Genomic DNA, 17,930 nt, shown 5'->3' with positions numbered 1-17,930 from the left:
ATCAATTAATATAAAGAACAATTCCAAATTGAAATGATTTTACTTTCAGCTGGTTTTATTTTAGAATGTGAATGAGATAAAATCTGCCAACCCATTCACTGGAAATTGGCTATTGTAAAACAAACGTTTGGAGATGAAGATATTGAATACATTACAGGCATTACTTAACGACAGAATGGAACGCTCTTCACAAATTGAAGCGGTAACTGGCGGGGGTGTGTCTTATACATTTGAAGAATATGCAAAGCGTATTGACCAGCTCGCTCATTACTTACATCAAAAGGGGATTCGAAAAGGGGACCGTGTTTGCTTTATTTGTCAAAACCATCATCACTTTTCAACGATTATGCTGGCAGCCATTAAAGCAGGTGCAGTCGCAGTTCCGCTTAGCTGGCAGCTTACTTCTTTTGAGCTGGAAGGTATTTTGAAAAAAGCAGAGCCAAAGGCTTTATTTTTTGACCGTGAATTCCGTGACATCATTGCGGCAGTGAATGTGTCTTTAGAAGATTGTCTGATGGTGGAATCCGGTGCCAATGCGAATACAACACAGCTGTTTGAAGACATGTTGGCTTCAAATGATGGAAGTAACCTTGCTGAAGAGGTATCAGAAGAGGATCTAGCGATGATTTTATTCACCTCTGGGACAACGGGAAATCCAAAGGGCTGTATGGTCGGACATGGACGAATCTATCAATTTTTAACAAGACATGGGAATCGAGGATTCGATCTGAAAGGAAAACGGTACTTGGCGAGTCACCCTCTGTATCATATGAGTTCGATTAATCACCTGATCGCAGCTGCGATTGAAGGATATACGCTTGTCTTCTTACATGATGCAACACCGAAGCGCATTTTAGAAACGATTGAGAAAGAAAGAATTACGTTCATGATGGCTTTCCCATCAGCTTACACGTACATGCTAGAAGAAATGAAACGCGGTTCGTACGATCTCTCATCTTTTGAAATTGCGATTTCTGGCGGTACGAAGGTACCGGTACGCTTAATTAAAGATTACAAAGAAGTAGGCATTCAGATGATGCATGGCTATGGAAGTACCGAAGCATGGGTTGTGAGTGCGTGGCATCCAGCGATGGGCGAGGATAAAATGGGCTCTGCAGGTAAAGTGGATCCGGATGTAGAAGTGAAAATCATGCACCCTGAGACAGAGGAGACATTGCCAGCTGGAGAAATTGGCGAAGTCGTTATGAGAAGCCCATTCTATTTTCTAGGCTACTATCATCAGCCTGACGCTACAGAGAAGGTGCTGAAAGATGGCTGGTTCCATATGGGAGATGCAGGCTATCTAGATGAAGACGGTTTTCTTTTCATCACAGGGAGATACAAAGATGTGATTCTGTACGGTGGGGATAATATCTACCCTGACCAAGTAGAAGAGGTCATTGATCAAATTCCAGGTGTGATTGAATCAGCTGTCATTGGGGTGCCAGACGAATTATATGGTGAAGTGCCAAGTGCGTATATCGTAAAAGACGATTCTGTCGATTTTTGCGAAGAAGATGTGGTGAACTATTGCCAGGAACGTTTGGCAGATTACAAAGTGCCCTCCATTCATTTCACACAGGAGCTGCCAAAAAACAAGCTTGGTAAAATCATGAAGAAAGATTTACGTGAATTGGTTGTGAATGCGTAGTACCTATTCTGCTATAATGAAATTTGAATGATTTTTTGTTTTGCTAACGTTTTGGAGGGAAAGGGTTTGCGACATATTCTACGTAAGAAACACATTCACGATTTGTTAGAACAGAGCAGGCAGCAAAAGGTAAAGAAAACGCTAGGCGGGCTCGATCTCACGCTCCTTGGTATAGGGGCAGTGATCGGCACGGGGGTCATGGTGTTAACCGGAATTACAGCGGCTAATGATGCAGGGCCGGCTGTCATTTTTTCCTTTGCCATCGCAGCGATTGTGTGCAGTTTGGCAGCACTTTGCTATGCAGAAATGGCTTCAGCACTGCCTGTATTCGGCAGTGCGTACATTTATTCATATACAACGATGGGTGAGCTTGTCGGGCATCTAATGGGATGGACGTTATTGTCCGTTTATATGCTGACTGCTTCAGCTGTCGCCAGTGGCTGGTCGAGCTATTTCAACAGCTTGCTTGAGGGGTTTGGGATTTCAATCCCCCATCAATTTTTAGCGGGACCGGAACAAGGCGGATATATGAATCTGCCAGCCATTATCATTGCCTTACTGATTGCGTGGATCTTATCTAGAGGAACGAAGGAAAGTAAAAAATTTAATAATATCATGGTGTTTGTGAAACTCGGTATTATTGTTCTTTTCATTGTAGTAGGCGGGTTTTATGTACAGCCATCCAATTGGCAGCCGTTCATGCCGTTTGGTGCAGAAGGCGTCATTGCTGGTGCTGCTGCTGTGTTTTTTGCCTTCTTAGGATTTGATGCGATTTCTGCTTCTGCAGAAGAGGTGAAAAATCCACAGCGGAACCTGCCAATTGGCATTATTGGCTCATTACTCATTTGCACGATCATTTACATTGTCGTTTGTTTGATTATGACAGGTATGGTGCACTATACAAAACTGAATGTCACAGAGGCGATGTCCTATGTCTTGCAAAGTGTACATCAAAATAGTGTAGCCGGTATTATTTCTGTCGGTGCGGTCATTGGATTGATGGCTGTGATTTTCGCCAATAATTATGCAGCAACTCGAATTGCCTATGCGATGGGACGAGATGGTCTTTTGCCGAAAGTGTTTTCGAAAACAAACAAAAGCGATACGCCTGTTGCAAGCATATGGATGATTGGCGGCATGACAGCTGTTATTTCAGGGTTTATTGATTTAAAGGACTTGTCCAATTTAGCGAATATCGGTGCTTTATTGACGTTTGCAATGGTGAGTTTATCTGTCCTCATTTTGAGAAAGACACATCAGCAGCTTGAGAGGGGATTCCGGGTTCCATTTGTGCCGGTCTTGCCGATTATTTCAATGGGCTGCTGCTTGTTCCTTATGTTCAACTTACCAGGCCGGACGTGGCTTTACTTTGGTGTTTGGCTGTTAATCGGTGTCGTCATGTACGCAGCGTATTCAAACAAACATAGTGAATTAGCGAAATCTTCATGAGAAAAAGGTGCAAATCCGTTGACGATTTGTGCCTTTTTTCATACGATTTGGGATAAGCTATAAAAGAGAAGATGGACGGAACAAGAGGAGGATGAGGGGTATGATTAGTGTTAGTCCTTATATTGTGGTAGACGATGTGAAGGAATCTCTTCAATATTATCAAGGGATTTTTGGCGGTGATATTCATATTTTAAATGAACATCAAGACCGTGTGCTGCATGCAGAACTGCACCTTGGAGAATCGCTGCTTCACTTTTCAGATACGTTTGACCGCACACCAAAGCCCGAGAATCTCAGATTGATTATGCAGTTTGACAATGAAGAAGAACTAAAGGCTGTATATGAAGCGCTAGAAGCTGATGGAGATGTACTGGTAGAATTACAGGATACGTTCTTTGGCGCACTTCACGGGCAAGTACAGGACCGCAAAAATGGGTTGATCTGGGTGCTGAATTATATGAAATAAACCAAGACCTTCACCTTCGTGAAGGTTTTTTTGGGAGTGCTTTTATTTTCTGAAAAATGGGAAATATGCTATGTTGGAAGAATAAAGAACAAGGAGAAAGGTGGCAAAGGGATGGAGCAAATTGAATTTCAATCAATCCAAACAAATGGTGTAACACTTCACACAGCAATGGCTGGACCTGAGGATGGCCCGCTGCTTATACTGCTACATGGATTTCCTGAGTTCTGGTACGGCTGGAAGAATCAAATTATGCCCCTAGCCGAGGCAGGTTATCGTGTCGTCGTTCCTGATCAAAGGGGCTACCATCTAAGTGATAAGCCAGAAGGAATCGAATCCTATGTATTAGATCAACTGAGAGATGATATCGTAGGGCTGATTAAGACGCTTAGTCCGAATCAAAAGGCGATTGTGGGTGGTCATGATTGGGGCGGAGCAGTTGCTTGGCATTTGGCATCCACACGTTCTCAATATGTAGAGAAACTAATCATTGTCAACATGCCGCATCCGCGGGTGATGATGAAGGTTCTTCCATTTTATCCCCCGCAGTGGAAGAAGAGCTCCTATATCGCATTCTTTCAGCTTCCGAATGTGCCAGAGGCAGCTCTTCAGGAAAATCACTTTCAAAAGCTGGATGAAGCCATTGGGCTGACTGCAAGACCCCATTTGTTCACGAAGGAAGATGTATCAAGCTATAAGCTGGCTTGGACGCAGCCAGGTGCCATGACCTCAATGCTGAATTGGTACCGCGCCATCAAAAAGGGCGGCTTTGAAAAGCCGATATCAAAGCGCATTTTAGTACCTGTTCGCATGATCTGGGGGATGGAGGACAAGTTTTTAAGCAGAAAGCTGGCGAAGGAAACGATGAAGATTTGCCCAAATGGACAACTAATTTTTGTCGATGATGCTTCTCATTGGATCAATCATGAAAAACCAGAAGTGGTGAACAAACTCATACTCGAATTTTTGAACTAAAGAAAAAAGCTCTGATCAGAGGGGGAAACTCACTCTTGTCCCCATAGAAAAAACACCTCCATGTTTTATTTCGGATCACAACGATCCGTTTTCAAACTTGAAGGTGTTTTTTATTTGTCTCATCTTATGGGGTCAGTCCCAAGAGGACCAGAGCTTTTTTGATTTAACCGATTCGATTCTTTTTCAACGAAGCAGGTTCGTCGTCCCAGCATTCAATTTTCTCATTGTTTGGAACGACATTTTTATAAAAGACAGGATCCTTGCCTTCTTTTTTCTGTCTCGTATAATCCTTCAATGCTGCAAAGGCGACCTTAGACAGCATGGTGATGGCGATGAGGTTGACGATGACCATGAGTCCCATGAAGAGATCGGCTAGACCCCACACGAGAGGAACAGTAGCAACTGCACCGAAAAGAACCATTCCAATAACGGCAATTCGATAAATGTTAAGCCAAACTTTGTTGGCTCCAAGGAATTCAATGTTCGTTTCGCCGTAGTAATAGTTACCGATTAATGTACTAAAGGCGAATAGGAAAATCATGATAGCAAGGAATCCAGAGGCCCATGGTCCAATGTGCTGACTGAGTGAAGCCTGTGTTAATTCAATTCCTTGCAAGTTCGTTGTTTTGTATGCATCAGAGAACAGGACAAGGAAGGCTGTGCTTGTACAAATAATTAATGTATCTGTTAACACGCCAAACGCCTGAATTAATCCTTGTTTTACAGGGTGACTTGTCACAGCTGTTGCTGCTGCGTTAGGTGCACTACCCATACCAGCCTCATTCGAGAAAAGACCGCGTTTAATCCCTTGTAATAATGCGCCGCCTAATGTTCCACCAGCAAACTGTTCAAACCCGAAGGCGTGTTTCACAATCGTACTGATGACACCAGGAAGTTCAGTGATATTTGTCACAATAACAAAGAATGCAATTCCGATATAGGCTAGAGCCAGCACAACGACAATGTATTCAGAAGCTTTTGCAATGGCTTGGATTCCCTTGAAAATAATTGCTGCAAAAATAACAGCCATCACAATACCGACTGTTAAACGGTCTAATCCAAAGGAGTTTTCAAAAGCGACAGTAATTGTATTTGATTGCACCGCATTAAAGACGATTCCAAAAGAAATTGTAATCAGAATCGCAAATAAAATTCCCATCCAACGCTTGTTTAACCCTTTTTCCATGTAATAAGCAGGTCCACCGCGGAATCCTGTTTTATCTTTCACTTTATACACTTGGGCTAATGTACTTTCAACAAAGCTTGAGGCAGAACCGATAATGGCTACGATCCACATCCAGAAGATTGCGCCAGGTCCACCAATTGCAATGGCGATGGCAATCCCTGTGATATTCCCTGTTCCTACACGTGCCGCCATACTGATGGCAAATGCTTGGAACGGTGATATCCCTTCTTTTTCTTTTCTTCCTTCTTTCAGGACACGCACCATTTCTTTAATCATTCTCACTTGCAGGAAGCGTGTTCTATATGTGAAGTAGACACCAACTCCAAGTAACAGAGCAATGACAATATAAGTCCAAATAAAATCATTTGTATGTGTTAAATAAGATAGCAAAGCTTTTTCGTTCATAACATCACCTCTTCGAATTCATGACTGTTCATTTTAAAAAATACTGAGATCCCACTCTTTTGCGAGCTTTTTCAGCATCATGACACCGGTAATACTATTTCCGCAATCGTCAATGGCGGGACCATAAATGCCGATTCCGCAGCCTGTTTGAAATGGGAATTCTCTTCTTGCGCTTGGCGGAACGCAAGCCATAATTCCTCCAGACACACCACTTTTGGCTGGAACGCCTACGAAAGCAGCAAAATTACCAGACGCATTATACATGCCGCATGTCAGCATCAATGCCTTTGTTAGTCTTGCGATATCCTTTGGAATGACTTGGACCTGTTTAAAGGGATGATAGCCATCACTTGATATAATCAGCCCAATCAAGGCGATGTCCTCTGTTGTAACCTCGATGGAACATTGCTTTAAGTACACTTCTAATGTGTCCTCGACATCTGATTCTAAGTAATTGGTTTCTTTTAAGTAATAAGCAAGAGCACGGTTGCGGTGCGCAGTTGCCCATTCTGATTGATAAACCTCTTCATTAACAGAGGGACGCTTACCTATTAAGTTTTCGATTAAATCGAAAATATATGCTAGCTTTTCTGTAGAAGTCTTTCCGGGAAGGATGGAGGATACGGTAATAGCTCCAGCATTAATCATTGGATTAAAGGGCTTCCCTGGTTTATGCATCTCAAGACGGTAGATGGAATTAAATGCATCACCAGTTGGCTCTACATCTACCCGATCCAAGACGTATGGTACGCCTCTTCCTAAACAGGCAGCTATAAAGCTGATGACTTTTGAGATACTTTGCAGGGTAAAGGGAACGTCCCAATCACCATATCGTACAGATGATCCATCTGGGCCTATCACGCTGATACCAAGTTGAGAGGAATTCACTTTTCCGAGTGCTGGAATGTAGCCAGCATTCTGTCCATTTTTGTAATACGGACGTATTTCTTCTGCCCATTGATCAACAGAAGACTGGCATGCGTGTTGTGTATTATTAGAAATTGCTGTTTTCATACGATTCCTCCAATCAAAAATCAAAAAGTACCCTATTGAATTGGCGGATGACAAAAAATGCGATCAAATAGGCACGAAAACATGTTACACATCTTCAAAGAACTTGTCATGCGCTGCTTGTACCACTCCTTTACACCTAAATATATGTTGAAATGAAGGCTTTGGCGGCGAAAAAACAAAAAGGGTTTTTAGTGAAAATTCAGAAAACGCTTACATATAGTTTCACTAAAATTGTTCATTCAATTTATCTTGGAAACTACACAATCTGACGAAAATCTACAGAAAAACTTACAAATAAAAATCGGTTTGTCGATCATTGTCTAAACAATTCCCATTATTGTAGACAATCACCAAAATGCTGAATAGCTGAAAGGTCACCATGGCGCCTCGGTGAATAGTCATAAAAAAGGATTTTGAGGAAAGAAGGAGCCGTGAAAATTATTTTTTTGTACGTTGTGAAGAAAAGAGTCTCCTTGTATACTGTGGCTATGCAAAAAGGGGAAGGGATGTCAGTCATTTGAGTTTAAACCAGCTTGTTAAAAAAGACGCATTCATATTAATTTTTATGGTGGTTATTGTGCCGCTTGCAGGAGAACTGAAGTTTTATCCTGTGAATGAAACGTTCCGGATCAGCTTTGGGGCACCTGCGTTTTTCTTTTGTTTATTACTCTTAAGGAAATCTAGACCGTTCTTGCCCGGGTTTTTAACAGGCGCAGCCATTGTGCTTTTTCGAGTAGGTTTAGATCTGATGCAGCATCATGCTGATCTCGCTACATCATTTTATCAGCAATTCCCAAGTTTCTTTTTTTATTTTACATATGCTTTCTTGTTCTTTGCCGTCCGTACGGGACGTTTTAAACAGCGTTCTATTTTTATTGGGATCATTGGTCTCATGATTGAATTAGTGGCTGATTTTGTTGAGCTGTTTGTACAATTTTTAGTGTTTGATACGACGATGACGCTATCAAAGCTGAGTGATATGTTTCTCATTGCGTTTGCTCACAGCTTTGTCGTAATCAGCTTTTTTAATATGATGAAGCTGTATGAGGCACAATCAAGAGAGAAGCAGATCATGAAACAAAATGAGCATATGATGATGGTCATTTCAAATTTATATGAAGAAACGGTTCATTTAAAGAAAACGTTAAAACATACAGAGCATATTACGCAAGAATCATACAGGCTTTACCGTCTCTTGCATGAACACGAAGCAGGGAAGAAAGTGAGTCAGGAGCTGTTGAAGCTCGCAGGAGAAATCCATGAGGTGAAAAAGGACAATCAACGTATTTATGCTGGGCTTTCGAAGCTGATTTCTAAGGAAAATATGCAAGACTATATGAAGGCGGAAGAGCTCGTTCAAATTGTCCTTCGCATTCAAGAAAAGTATGCGCTCTCTCTAGGGAAAAACATCTCCTTTACATCTGATATAAGAGGCATTCATTTGCATGATTATCATGTGTTCATTTTCTTATCGCTCATTAATAATTTAATGGCAAATGCGGTTGAAGCCATAAAGGATGACGGAATGATCTCACTCGTATTGAAAGGAAGTCATGATAAAATAGAGATTCGGATTGAAGATGATGGCCCGGGGATTCCTGAAAAAATGAGAGAAATAGTATTTGATCCAGGCTATACTTCTAAATTTGATGCATATGGAACACCATCAACTGGGATTGGCTTATCCTATGTGAAAGAGCTGGTTAAAGAGCTTGGCGGTACAATTAAAATCGAACAAAGAGAAACAAGGGGAACGGCTTTTCAGCTACTCCTTCCTATACAAAATTTAATACAGAGAGGGTGAGTGTATGCGATTTTTCATTGCAGATGATGATCGTGCAATACGCTCGATTTTAGGTCAAATCATAGAAGATGAAGATTTGGGAGAGGTCGTGGATGAAGCCGATGACGGAGTGGGATTAGAAGCACATTCATTGAACCTAAAAAAAATAGACATCCTTCTGATAGACCTTTTAATGCCTGCTAGAGATGGCATTCAAACGATTCGTCATATTCACCCTGAATTCAAAGGTAAAATCATGATGATTTCCCAAGTAGAGGCGAAAGAGATGATGGCAGAAGCCTATGAATTAGGGATCGAATATTATATTCATAAACCTGTCAATCGAATTGAGATCGTCAGTGTGATTCGAAAAGTCATAGAGCGGATCAAACTCGAGAAATCGATTTACGATATTCAAGCTTCCCTTCGCCATGTGCTGCCACTAGAGCCTGTGATTTCTCATGATACAACGGGCAATGGGTTGAAGAAAAGGACGATGAAAGAGGCGGGGGAATTTCTCTTATCCGAACTAGGAATTGTCGGAGAGAGTGGTTCTAAGGATTTACTTGAGATCCTGATCTACTTACATGAAACACAGTCAGCCAATTCTCATGAGGTCAATTTCCCGCCGCTAAAGCAGCTCTTTATCAAAACAGCGGAGAGGAAGCTGGATCATGGGGCGACCGATGTAGAAGTGATGAGGGAAGTGAAAGCGGCAGAGCAGCGGATTAGACGCGCTATTCATCATTCCTTGAATCATTTTGCTTCACTAGGATTAACAGATTTCTCGAATCCTAAGTTTGAGCACTATGCGTCGAAGTTTTTTGACTTTACCGATGTCAGCCAAAGAATGAAAGAAATGCAGAAAACCTCTTCATCCGCAGGATCAACTGGCAGAGTCAATACGAAGAAGTTTGTTCAAATCTTTTATTTTGAAGCAAAACAGTTATTTGAGGGAATGAGCTGAAGAAAATCTATTGGAATGATTGGAGAAAATAAACAGAAAAAGACCGCTATTCCTATGATCTGTCGTGATCTTCAAGTATCTTTATTATTTAACTGATCATTCTGATTTTTCTTTTTTCTTGAAAATAAAACTCTCTTGTGCAATCGTTTGTTAAAATAGTGAGGTTAGACTAGAATGTCGGAGGTTTTATTTTGGGAAAAATTAAACGAAATGCGCTCTGCCCTTGCGGAAGCGGAAAAAAATATAAACATTGCTGTGGTCAAAAGTCAGGCGGAGAACAAACGTCTGAGCTTGTGTTTAAGGAAGCTGTACAAGTTCAAAAGGATTTAATGAATTACGCATTCTCTAAACATCAAAAAGCCATCAATCAATTCATTAATGAGTTTTCTTTTCTTGCAGATATGGATAAAGAAACGCAACAAATCTCAGTCTTTCATTTGAGTGTATGGGGCATCTTCTTCCGTCCATTAACGGATCAGAAAGAAACCATCTTCCAAGAATTCCTGACAAAGAAAGCGGAGGATATTACCCGTCCGAAAACAAAACAAGTGGTTCAATCATGGACAGACATGGAGCCATCTTTGCTTTTATTAAATGAAAAAACGGACGAGTCTCTTTACTTTGAGAATATGGTGACAGCTGAAAAGGTTGAAGTAGATGTAAAACCGGATCAAACAGTGCTGCCTGAAAAGGGAAGTCTCGTGCTTGGATTCCCTGTTCAATTTGAAGAAAAAGCAGAGTTTTTCATTCAATATACGATGTTTGCGAAAGAGTTTACAGATACGCTTCTTCTTCAAGTACGTCAGCTTGTTGAAGCATATGAGGCAAATGGAGGAACGCGCAGCACATTTATGAGAGAATCATTCCCTGACGTGTTGAAGTGCATGTTTGCAAAGCAAGAAGTAGAAGAATCAGAAACATCTGCTGAAACAGAAGGCGATACAGGTCTAACAGCAGATCGAATGGACTGGGCAAATGACGTTCAACTGGAAACAGCTAAGCTGATTGAAGACGGAATGAAGGAACACGGGGACCAAAGCTTGACTGATGGCGCGTTAACTGTGTGGAAAGCCTATTGTGATCAGAAATCACCTGTGATCCGTAAAGCAGCATCATTTGCTGCGGGAATCGAATATTACATTCATTCACTTGCAAGCGATGCCCCGCTTTCTCAAGCACAAATAGCGAAAAAGTATGGCATTAGTGCGTCTACTGTATCGAGCCGTTTTAAAGATATTGAAAAAGCGGTGAAAGAAGAACAAGAGGCGACGGTATAGCATAAGAAAAGACGCGGCACCTTCATTGGGCCAGCGTCTTTTTTTAGTTCAAGATTATCTTGTTTTAATAAAACCGCTCATGTACTGTGATGTATTATAATCGTTAAGGTCAATTTTCCACTGACCATCCCCATTACGTTTCATTTTCACTTCGTATTCAGCCGGGCTGGAGACTGGGGGAAGCTTTTCGAATTCAGATGCGTACAAGTTTAAGCTTTTCTTATACAATTCTTCTTTAGAGCGGATCTTGCCGTTGTAAAACTCATCTCTTTGCTTGTCTAGCTTGTCTTTTAAGTTAGAGGCATCAATACCTGTTACTTGAGCGACAACCTTCGCCTCGTCATTAGAGATGGTTTTTACACTTGTTTCTACTTTGGTTTTATCCTTCATGGTGTCTTGAATCCGTTTGTACATCGACAGAATATCACGGTCACTTACTTCATTGCCGTACATGCCGGCAGTTCTTTTGAAGTCTTTTACGAACATATCGTGGTATTTATTCACGACATCGGATTGGTTGTCACCTGTTAAATCTGCAAATTGATCGTTCTTTTTGTCAAATACAATGATATCCGTATAAGCGGATAGCGCTTTTGCAGGGTTATCCAGCTTTTTCGCTGTATCCAATATTTTGTTTCCATCTAGGTTGATTTCAATCGAATCACTGTTTTTCTTGATGCTGTCTTGGTACACGAACTGATATTTTTTCCCTTTGTCTACTAGGAAATAAAGAGCACCTGTTTGAGATTTTCCTTTGTTCAATGAACCGAGGTCAAGACGGTCTTTACTGCCGTAAAATTTTAAATCAGATACTTTGGCATCGTCCTGATAAAGGGAGAAGTCAGAGCTATATAATGATAGAGCTTTGTCACCTTTGTTTGTAATCGTCAGGTTGACTTTTAGCACCAATTCATTGTCTCTTAGCGTAGTTGTTGAGTCTTCTGGTAACGTATATTCGTAGCTATCGACTTTTACCTCTGCTGTTTTTGTTGATTTTTGATCAGCGTTACTTGATTTTGCTGAGCTCTGGCAAGCTGCAGAGATGATCATCACGAACGAAATCATGAGGAGTGCACTTATTTTTTTAAGATTCACAGTTGATGCTCCTTTGCTTTTCTTTCGTCAATTCGTTCCCGCTATCTGGCTATGAAAAAAGAAACAGATAGGATGGTATATTCGGGTGTTACAGGGGAAAATCTCCTTATGACGATTTGCACTTTTCATTCTATCGAAATTCAATCATGATGAGGAATAGGTTTTAGTCCCTATCTTTGAAAGGAATTTACACAAAAGCCAATAATAAAAGGAAATGCGTAAGTCTAATATACCGGTTAATAAGAATTAATTTGTAGATTTATTATCGGTTTTAAATGTTTTTTACGTAAAAATCTTGAAGTGAGGGTGTTGGTGCTTCAGAGAGCAGGATACTTGAATGTTGGAAAGGATTCATGGGAAAATAAGGATGATTAAGCAGATAAGGGAGATGAGCTTTTGAAAAAGGTAACGCTTGGACGAACTAATTTACAGGTGAATCCGATAGGGCTTGGTACGAATGCGGTAGGTGGACATAATTTGTTCCCGAACCTGAGTGAAGATGCCGGACGAGAGCTTGTGGAGACAGCTCTTGATCAAGGTGTCAATTTCTTAGATTCTGCTTTTATTTATGGGCTGGGCCGTTCAGAGGAATTGATTGGTGAGATTATTGCCAAAAGAGGCGGTAGAGAAAACCTTGTCCTTGCGACAAAGGGGGCTCATAAAGAAGTAAACGGACAAATTGAATTGGATAACAGCCGAGACTTTTTAAGAGAGCAGGTCGAAAATAGCCTGAAACGACTGCAAACAGATTATATTGATTTATACTATATGCATTTCCCGGACGGCCGGACACCGCTGGAAGAAGTAGCAGGAACATTAAAGGAATTGAAGGATGAAGGGAAAATCAGGGCCATTGGTGCATCAAATCTTGATTTTGAACAGCTTCAAGCCTTTAATCGAGATGGCTACTTAGATGTGCTTCAGTCGGAGTATTCTTTGCTGAAACGTGAGGCAGAGCAGGATCTTCTCCCATACTGCGTCGAGCATCGTATTTCCTTTATTCCGTATTTCCCGTTGGCGTCAGGTTTGTTGACTGGTAAATTTACGAAGGATGCCACATTTGATGATATTCGAGCAAAAGATCCGCTTTTCCAAGGCGAGGCGTTCCTTCAAAACCTCGAAAAAGTAGACAAGCTGAAGGCAATTGCGCAATCAAAGAACGCCGAAACGGCACACGTTGCACTCGCTTGGCTTTTAGCACAGGACGGCATCGACGCCATTATTCCAGGTGCAAAACGAGCTGAGCAAGTTCAGCAAAACCTAAAAACAAACGAAGTTCAATTAACAAAAGAGGAAATCAATCAAATTGACCACATTTTCTCTTAATCAAAAAAGGTGCTTAGCTGCACCTTTTTTTTATGACATCGTGAGAGGGATTTTGATGACAAGCCGCAAATGTGGAGACCGGTAAGTGAAATCAAGAGTACCGTCTGCCTTTTCTACAAGCTGATGAATGATATACGTCCCCATTCCTTGATGATCCCCGCCTTTTGTCGAGCGGCCAAAGTTTTTGAACAAATGGTCTAACACGTGTTTTTCCATTCCTTTTGTGCTGTTCTCACAATGGATTAAAAAGAGCCCGCTCCGAATAGAGGTCGTAATCGAGATGCTGCCCTCTTTCCCGGCTTGCTTCGCTTCAATCGCTGCGTCTAGGGCATTATCAAGCAAGTTTCCAGTGAAACTAACCTGATCCGCCTTAGAAAAGGGAAGCGATGAAAAAGGTGCTTGAAGGTCTATAGAAAGGGCAATGTCCTCTTTTTCAGCCCGTTGAAAAAAGGAATGCAGGGTTGAGGCCAAATAGGCATTTTCTCCTTTCATCCAAGGGAAATGTTTTACGTATTGCTGAATCAAATCCTTGATCTCGTGCTCGTCGTTCGACGCGGAAAAGGCATTTAAATGTCTAGCTGTTTCATGATGTTTACTGCGCAGCTCAAGCAGCAATTCATTGGTTCTTGATTCTGCATTGATCAGCTCTTGAAGCCGCCCGTTTAATCGTTTCTCCGTCTGCATCATCTTCAATGAAAGGATATCTGTTGTCATGATGATGATCAAAACTAAAAGAGAGCTCCATCCATTTCCTTGCGTCAGAAAAAGGGAAAGACCTGCACAGGTAAAGAGCACAAAAGCGCCCAACATCACATAATCACTCACATGAGGCAAAAACCTTTTGTATATGAAAAATGTATAAAGACAAATCACACAAAAAGTGAGGAGCCACAGCACTCCTGATGATAGCGGCAGAATAGCTTCAGCAGCTGCATGAAACGCAAGACCTAGCCATATGAGAGCATACATGCGGAATCCAAGATAGAAAGCGTTCACGTTCGTTCTCCTTAAAAATAATATTTCTTAAAATATTCTAATTGCTGCTTGGTCATCATGGCTTTTTTATCTGTACCTTCAAAAGACACGATAAATGAATTTTTGGCATACGCCGAGAAGTTCTTAATGTAATGAATATTGATGATGAACGATCGGTGGGAGCGGATAAAATCTTTTTCAGCCAGATCGCCCTTTAACTCGTTTAATGTCTGATATGTTTGGATATCTCCTGTTGTTGTGACAATGGTGGTTGACCGGCCTGTTCGCTCAACAAAAATGACATCCTTCTTTTGCAGCACATGAATATCTGACTGCTGTTTAATGAGAAGCCGTCCATGAATGCTTTTCTCCTGCTTGGTGGACATGTAACGTTCTAAGGATTTGGCAATTCGATCGGCTTGGTAGGGCTTCATAATATAATCGTGAACATTTAAATCAAACGCATGGACCGCATATCCGCTGTTTCCTGTCACAAAGACAACATCGACATTCAGTGCATGAGAGTGAATGAGATCCGCTAATTCATAACCGGACATTCCGGGCATTTCAATGTCTGCGAACAACAGATCAATATCTCCTTTTTTGACCTTCTCGTATGCATCCTCTGCTGACTGCGTGACAAAGACAATCTCCACAGTCTCCATTCTGCCTACAATGGCATGCAGTTTTTCTAAATCTACTCGGTAATCGTCAACGAGACCTACTTTTATCATAAAAATCACCTATGACTCATCGTATTATTTGTCTATTTTATCATTTGTTTTTTAAAATAGATCATTTCAAGACAGAAAAAGGACGTTTCGCGACATTTTTATGTCAGGGAAGCGTTATTTTTTCTATCATAGACTTAGAAAGTTGAAAGGGGCGAACCACATGATTACTCTCAGCGATTGCAGCTGCTGGTTTAAAGATAAGAAAAAAGTCGTGAAAGCGATGAAACATATGACGTTCTCCGTGAAGGAAGGGGAAGTCGTTGGCATCCTAGGAGAAAATGGTGCAGGGAAAACCACATTATTACGCGCCGTAGCCACATTATTAGAACCTACGCACGGATCAGTCACTGTTGCAGGCTTTGATACGGTGAAAGAATCTACGGAAGTGAAAAAGCGAATTGGTGTCTTGTTTGGCGGTGAGACGGGGCTTTACGATCGTTTAACGGCACGAGAAAACCTTGAATACTTTGGCAAATTGTATGGCTTAGATCAGCATGAAATCAAAGCAAGAATAGAGGATTTGGCAAAGCGTTTTGGGATGAGACAATACATGGATCGCAAGGTGAAAGGATTCTCAAGAGGAATGAAACAAAAGGTGGCGATTGCCAGAACCTTGATTCATGATCCTGACATTATTTTATTTGATGAGCCGACAACAGGCTTGGATATTACATCAAGTAATATTTTCAGAGACTTTATTCATCAGCTCAAGCAGCAAAATAAAACCATCCTTTTTTCAAGCCACATCATGGAAGAAGTCAGCCAGCTTTGTGACAGTGTCATGATGATTCATCAAGGAGAGCTTGTGTATAAAGGGACACTTCCAGAATTATATACACAGGAACAAAGTGATGACTTGAACTATATATTTATGTCGAAGCTCGCTAGGGGGATTTCATAATGTGGAAAACCGTATTTTTAAAAGAAATGACAGATGCGCTAAGAGACCGAAAAACGCTACTCTTAACAGTGCTGATACCTCTTTTGACGATGCTTGGACTGGTGTTCTTTTATGAAAGCATGATTGCAGATCCAGGAGATAAAACGTATACGGTCGCAGTGAATGAAAAGCTTCCAACTGAAATGAATCAAATGATCAAAGAGGTCAAAAACCTTACACTTGAAACATTTGATGACCCGCAGCAAGCTGTCAAAGATGGAAAGGCTAATGCTTATCTGGAAATGCCGAAAGAGGCAGACGACATGCTTCAGCATCAACAATCATTTGCGATTAAAATTCATGGGTACACAACAGATGATGATTCGGTGATAACGGTTCAAATGCTGCAATCCTTACTGGAGCAGTATCAAAACCAAGTCGTAGAAAAGCGTTTAGCCGCTGATCAAATCAATACATCTGTTGTTCATCCATTTCAGGTGCAGGCTGTTGATGTAGAAGAGGGCGATGAAGGAGAAAATGGCATGACCTCTATGCTTTTGTCGATTCTTCTTCCAATGATTTTGGTGACCTCCGTCATCTCAGGTGCTTTGCCAGCTGCGCTTGATATTGTAGCGGGTGAAAAAGACCGAAAATCCATTGAAGCGTTGTTCCTGACACCTGCCAGCAGACTCCAAATTCTCATCGGAAAATGGCTGGCTGTCTCCATGTTCGGGATTTTAAGTGGAATTGTGGCGATCGGCATGCTGCTTTTATCCACGCTGCTCTTTACAGAAAAGCTAAAACAAGCACTGAACTTTGGTGATCAAATGTGGAGCATTATCGCCGTCATGTTTGCGGCGCTTATCATCTTCTCTTTCATGGTATCAATGATTGAACTGCTACTCAGTGTCGTTTCAAGCTCAGTGAAAGAAGCGCAATCGTACATGTCCATGATCATTACATTAGGTGTGATCCCAATGTTCTTTACCATGAGAGCAGGTGCTACGCAGCTAGATACGTATTACTTTGCTGTCCCATTCCTCAATATTCATGCGCTCTGTAAGCAATTGATGTTTGGAATCATTGATCCGATGGCCGTCACTCTGACACTCGGCTCCTCAGCCCTCGCAGTCGTCATCTTGTTTGTCATCGTGAGAAGCTTGTTTATGAAAGAAAAATGGATGCTTGCAAAATAAAGAAAGTAAAAACTTGTAGATTTTATCTGCAAGTTTTTTATATCCAGAGATTTATATAAAAGAGATTCACGATCGGGTGAAAGGAATGGCATAATGGAAGGGGGAACTTACATTATTATCCTAATTTATTTAAAGAGGTGATTCGTTTATGTCTTATCAAACAGAAGACGATGATGTGCTAGAGCTATGTAATATATATGCTCAACAAACACACCATTTTGAAGCTTTTATTTTGGGAAACAGGAAAGGGTTATTGGAATTAAGAAAAGCGATAGATGAGGCATTAGAAACGGGTAGTTCCGTTGCACATTTATATCCATCTGATTTTGAAGGATATGAAACGTATGTTGCTTTAGTAGACGATGAGCAAAAGTTTGAGAAATTAATGGATCCTTATGTAGAGGAATACGCACAAGAGGAGGATGCGGTTGATCCGGTTGAGGTGATAAAAGAGTATGAAGCAGCAAAAGAAAATCCCTCGTAATAGACCGTATCTTACTTTCTTGGCTGTAATTATCAAACGAAAAACGATAAGGAAAAACCCCCGGCATCGG

Annotated in this window: 16 protein-coding genes; 11 read left to right on the top strand and 5 right to left on the bottom strand. The window is 41.2% G+C overall.

The window, feature by feature from the left end; all coding sequences use genetic code 11:
* Positions 1–142 precede the first annotated feature (142 nt).
* From MHH40_RS08925 to MHH40_RS08910, 4 genes are all read left to right on the top strand, one after another.
* Positions 143–1,651 carry a class I adenylate-forming enzyme family protein gene (locus MHH40_RS08925; protein ID WP_106032908.1) on the top strand — a complete coding sequence of 503 codons (1,509 nt, stop codon included), beginning with the start codon at positions 143–145 and terminating at the stop codon, positions 1,649–1,651.
* A 66-nt stretch (positions 1,652–1,717) separates the two neighbouring features.
* Positions 1,718–3,100, top strand: coding sequence for an amino acid permease (locus tag MHH40_RS08920; RefSeq protein ID WP_050943329.1), 1,383 nt, complete (start codon positions 1,718–1,720; stop codon positions 3,098–3,100).
* A 100-nt stretch (positions 3,101–3,200) separates the two neighbouring features.
* Entirely contained in the window at positions 3,201–3,566 is a 366-nt protein-coding gene (locus tag MHH40_RS08915; protein WP_003217104.1) for a VOC family protein, read from the top strand.
* A 111-nt stretch (positions 3,567–3,677) separates the two neighbouring features.
* Positions 3,678–4,538, top strand: a complete 861-nt coding sequence (locus MHH40_RS08910) for an alpha/beta fold hydrolase (protein ID WP_106029660.1) — start codon at positions 3,678–3,680, stop codon at positions 4,536–4,538.
* A 163-nt stretch (positions 4,539–4,701) separates the two neighbouring features.
* On the opposite strand, the gene MHH40_RS08905 is transcribed toward MHH40_RS08910, so the two are convergent.
* Positions 4,702–6,129, bottom strand: a complete 1,428-nt coding sequence (locus MHH40_RS08905; RefSeq protein WP_003216901.1) for an alanine/glycine:cation symporter family protein — start codon at positions 6,127–6,129, stop codon at positions 4,702–4,704.
* A gap of 33 nt (positions 6,130–6,162) precedes the next feature.
* Positions 6,163–7,143 (bottom strand): glutaminase, encoded by a 981-nt coding sequence (locus MHH40_RS08900; protein ID WP_008342152.1) that lies wholly within the window; start codon positions 7,141–7,143, stop codon positions 6,163–6,165.
* 517 nt (positions 7,144–7,660) lie between these two features.
* On the opposite strand from MHH40_RS08900, the gene MHH40_RS08895 reads away from it, so the two are divergent.
* From MHH40_RS08895 to MHH40_RS08885, 3 genes are all read left to right on the top strand, one after another.
* On the top strand, positions 7,661–8,947 hold the full coding sequence (locus MHH40_RS08895; protein WP_277553275.1) for an ATP-binding protein: 1,287 nt from the start codon (positions 7,661–7,663) through the stop codon (positions 8,945–8,947).
* 4 nt (positions 8,948–8,951) lie between these two features.
* Positions 8,952–9,893, top strand: a complete 942-nt coding sequence (locus MHH40_RS08890) for a response regulator (RefSeq protein ID WP_137055203.1) — start codon at positions 8,952–8,954, stop codon at positions 9,891–9,893.
* Positions 9,894–10,084: 191 nt separating this feature from the next.
* Positions 10,085–11,170 (top strand): SEC-C metal-binding domain-containing protein, encoded by a 1,086-nt coding sequence (locus tag MHH40_RS08885; protein WP_335355822.1) that lies wholly within the window; start codon positions 10,085–10,087, stop codon positions 11,168–11,170.
* Between the two features lie 54 nt (positions 11,171–11,224).
* On the opposite strand, the gene MHH40_RS08880 is transcribed toward MHH40_RS08885, so the two are convergent.
* Positions 11,225–12,265 (bottom strand): DUF4352 domain-containing protein, encoded by a 1,041-nt coding sequence (locus MHH40_RS08880; protein WP_058015225.1) that lies wholly within the window; start codon positions 12,263–12,265, stop codon positions 11,225–11,227.
* Positions 12,266–12,661: 396 nt separating this feature from the next.
* Here MHH40_RS08880 and MHH40_RS08875 point away from each other — a divergent pair, with 396 nt between their 5' ends.
* Positions 12,662–13,591, top strand: a complete 930-nt coding sequence (locus MHH40_RS08875; RefSeq protein WP_034620710.1) for an aldo/keto reductase — start codon at positions 12,662–12,664, stop codon at positions 13,589–13,591.
* 30 nt (positions 13,592–13,621) lie between these two features.
* On the opposite strand, the gene MHH40_RS08870 is transcribed toward MHH40_RS08875, so the two are convergent.
* Both MHH40_RS08870 and MHH40_RS08865 read right to left on the bottom strand, forming a co-directional pair.
* A complete protein-coding gene (locus MHH40_RS08870) occupies positions 13,622–14,587 on the bottom strand; it encodes a sensor histidine kinase (protein ID WP_340900953.1) in 966 nt (321 codons plus the stop codon).
* A gap of 11 nt (positions 14,588–14,598) precedes the next feature.
* A complete protein-coding gene (locus tag MHH40_RS08865; protein ID WP_050943318.1) occupies positions 14,599–15,300 on the bottom strand; it encodes a LytR/AlgR family response regulator transcription factor in 702 nt (233 codons plus the stop codon).
* A gap of 160 nt (positions 15,301–15,460) precedes the next feature.
* On the opposite strand from MHH40_RS08865, the gene MHH40_RS08860 reads away from it, so the two are divergent.
* From MHH40_RS08860 to MHH40_RS08850, 3 genes are all read left to right on the top strand, one after another.
* Positions 15,461–16,201 carry an ATP-binding cassette domain-containing protein gene (locus MHH40_RS08860; protein ID WP_003217123.1) on the top strand — a complete coding sequence of 247 codons (741 nt, stop codon included), beginning with the start codon at positions 15,461–15,463 and terminating at the stop codon, positions 16,199–16,201.
* Positions 16,201–17,376, top strand: coding sequence for an ABC transporter permease (locus tag MHH40_RS08855; protein ID WP_226804612.1), 1,176 nt, complete (start codon positions 16,201–16,203; stop codon positions 17,374–17,376). Before MHH40_RS08860 ends, MHH40_RS08855 begins: the two co-directional genes overlap by 1 nt.
* 148 nt (positions 17,377–17,524) lie before the next feature.
* Entirely contained in the window at positions 17,525–17,860 is a 336-nt protein-coding gene (locus MHH40_RS08850; protein ID WP_050943313.1) for a hypothetical protein, read from the top strand.
* Positions 17,861–17,930: the final 70 nt, after the last annotated feature.

The organism is Bacillus sp. FSL K6-2431, from assembly GCF_038005165.1.
Lineage (GTDB): Bacteria > Bacillota > Bacilli > Bacillales > Bacillaceae > Bacillus > Bacillus pumilus.
Note: the sequence above shows the minus strand (reverse complement) of the source record. Positions and strands in the feature narration are given on the sequence as shown.

What these genes read in the sequence shown, in the direction of transcription:
- MHH40_RS08900 (WP_008342152.1), bottom strand. Translation starts at nt 7,143, where the DNA reads ATGAAAACAGCAATTTCTAATAATACACAACACGCATGCCAGTCTTCT.
- MHH40_RS08860 (WP_003217123.1), top strand. Translation starts at nt 15,461, where the DNA reads ATGATTACTCTCAGCGATTGCAGCTGCTGGTTTAAAGATAAGAAAAAA.
- MHH40_RS08915 (WP_003217104.1), top strand. Translation starts at nt 3,201, where the DNA reads ATGATTAGTGTTAGTCCTTATATTGTGGTAGACGATGTGAAGGAATCT.
- MHH40_RS08865 (WP_050943318.1), bottom strand. Translation starts at nt 15,300, where the DNA reads ATGATAAAAGTAGGTCTCGTTGACGATTACCGAGTAGATTTAGAAAAA.
- MHH40_RS08905 (WP_003216901.1), bottom strand. Translation starts at nt 6,129, where the DNA reads ATGAACGAAAAAGCTTTGCTATCTTATTTAACACATACAAATGATTTT.
- MHH40_RS08910 (WP_106029660.1), top strand. Translation starts at nt 3,678, where the DNA reads ATGGAGCAAATTGAATTTCAATCAATCCAAACAAATGGTGTAACACTT.
- MHH40_RS08855 (WP_226804612.1), top strand. Translation starts at nt 16,201, where the DNA reads ATGTGGAAAACCGTATTTTTAAAAGAAATGACAGATGCGCTAAGAGAC.
- MHH40_RS08890 (WP_137055203.1), top strand. Translation starts at nt 8,952, where the DNA reads ATGCGATTTTTCATTGCAGATGATGATCGTGCAATACGCTCGATTTTA.
- MHH40_RS08850 (WP_050943313.1), top strand. Translation starts at nt 17,525, where the DNA reads ATGTCTTATCAAACAGAAGACGATGATGTGCTAGAGCTATGTAATATA.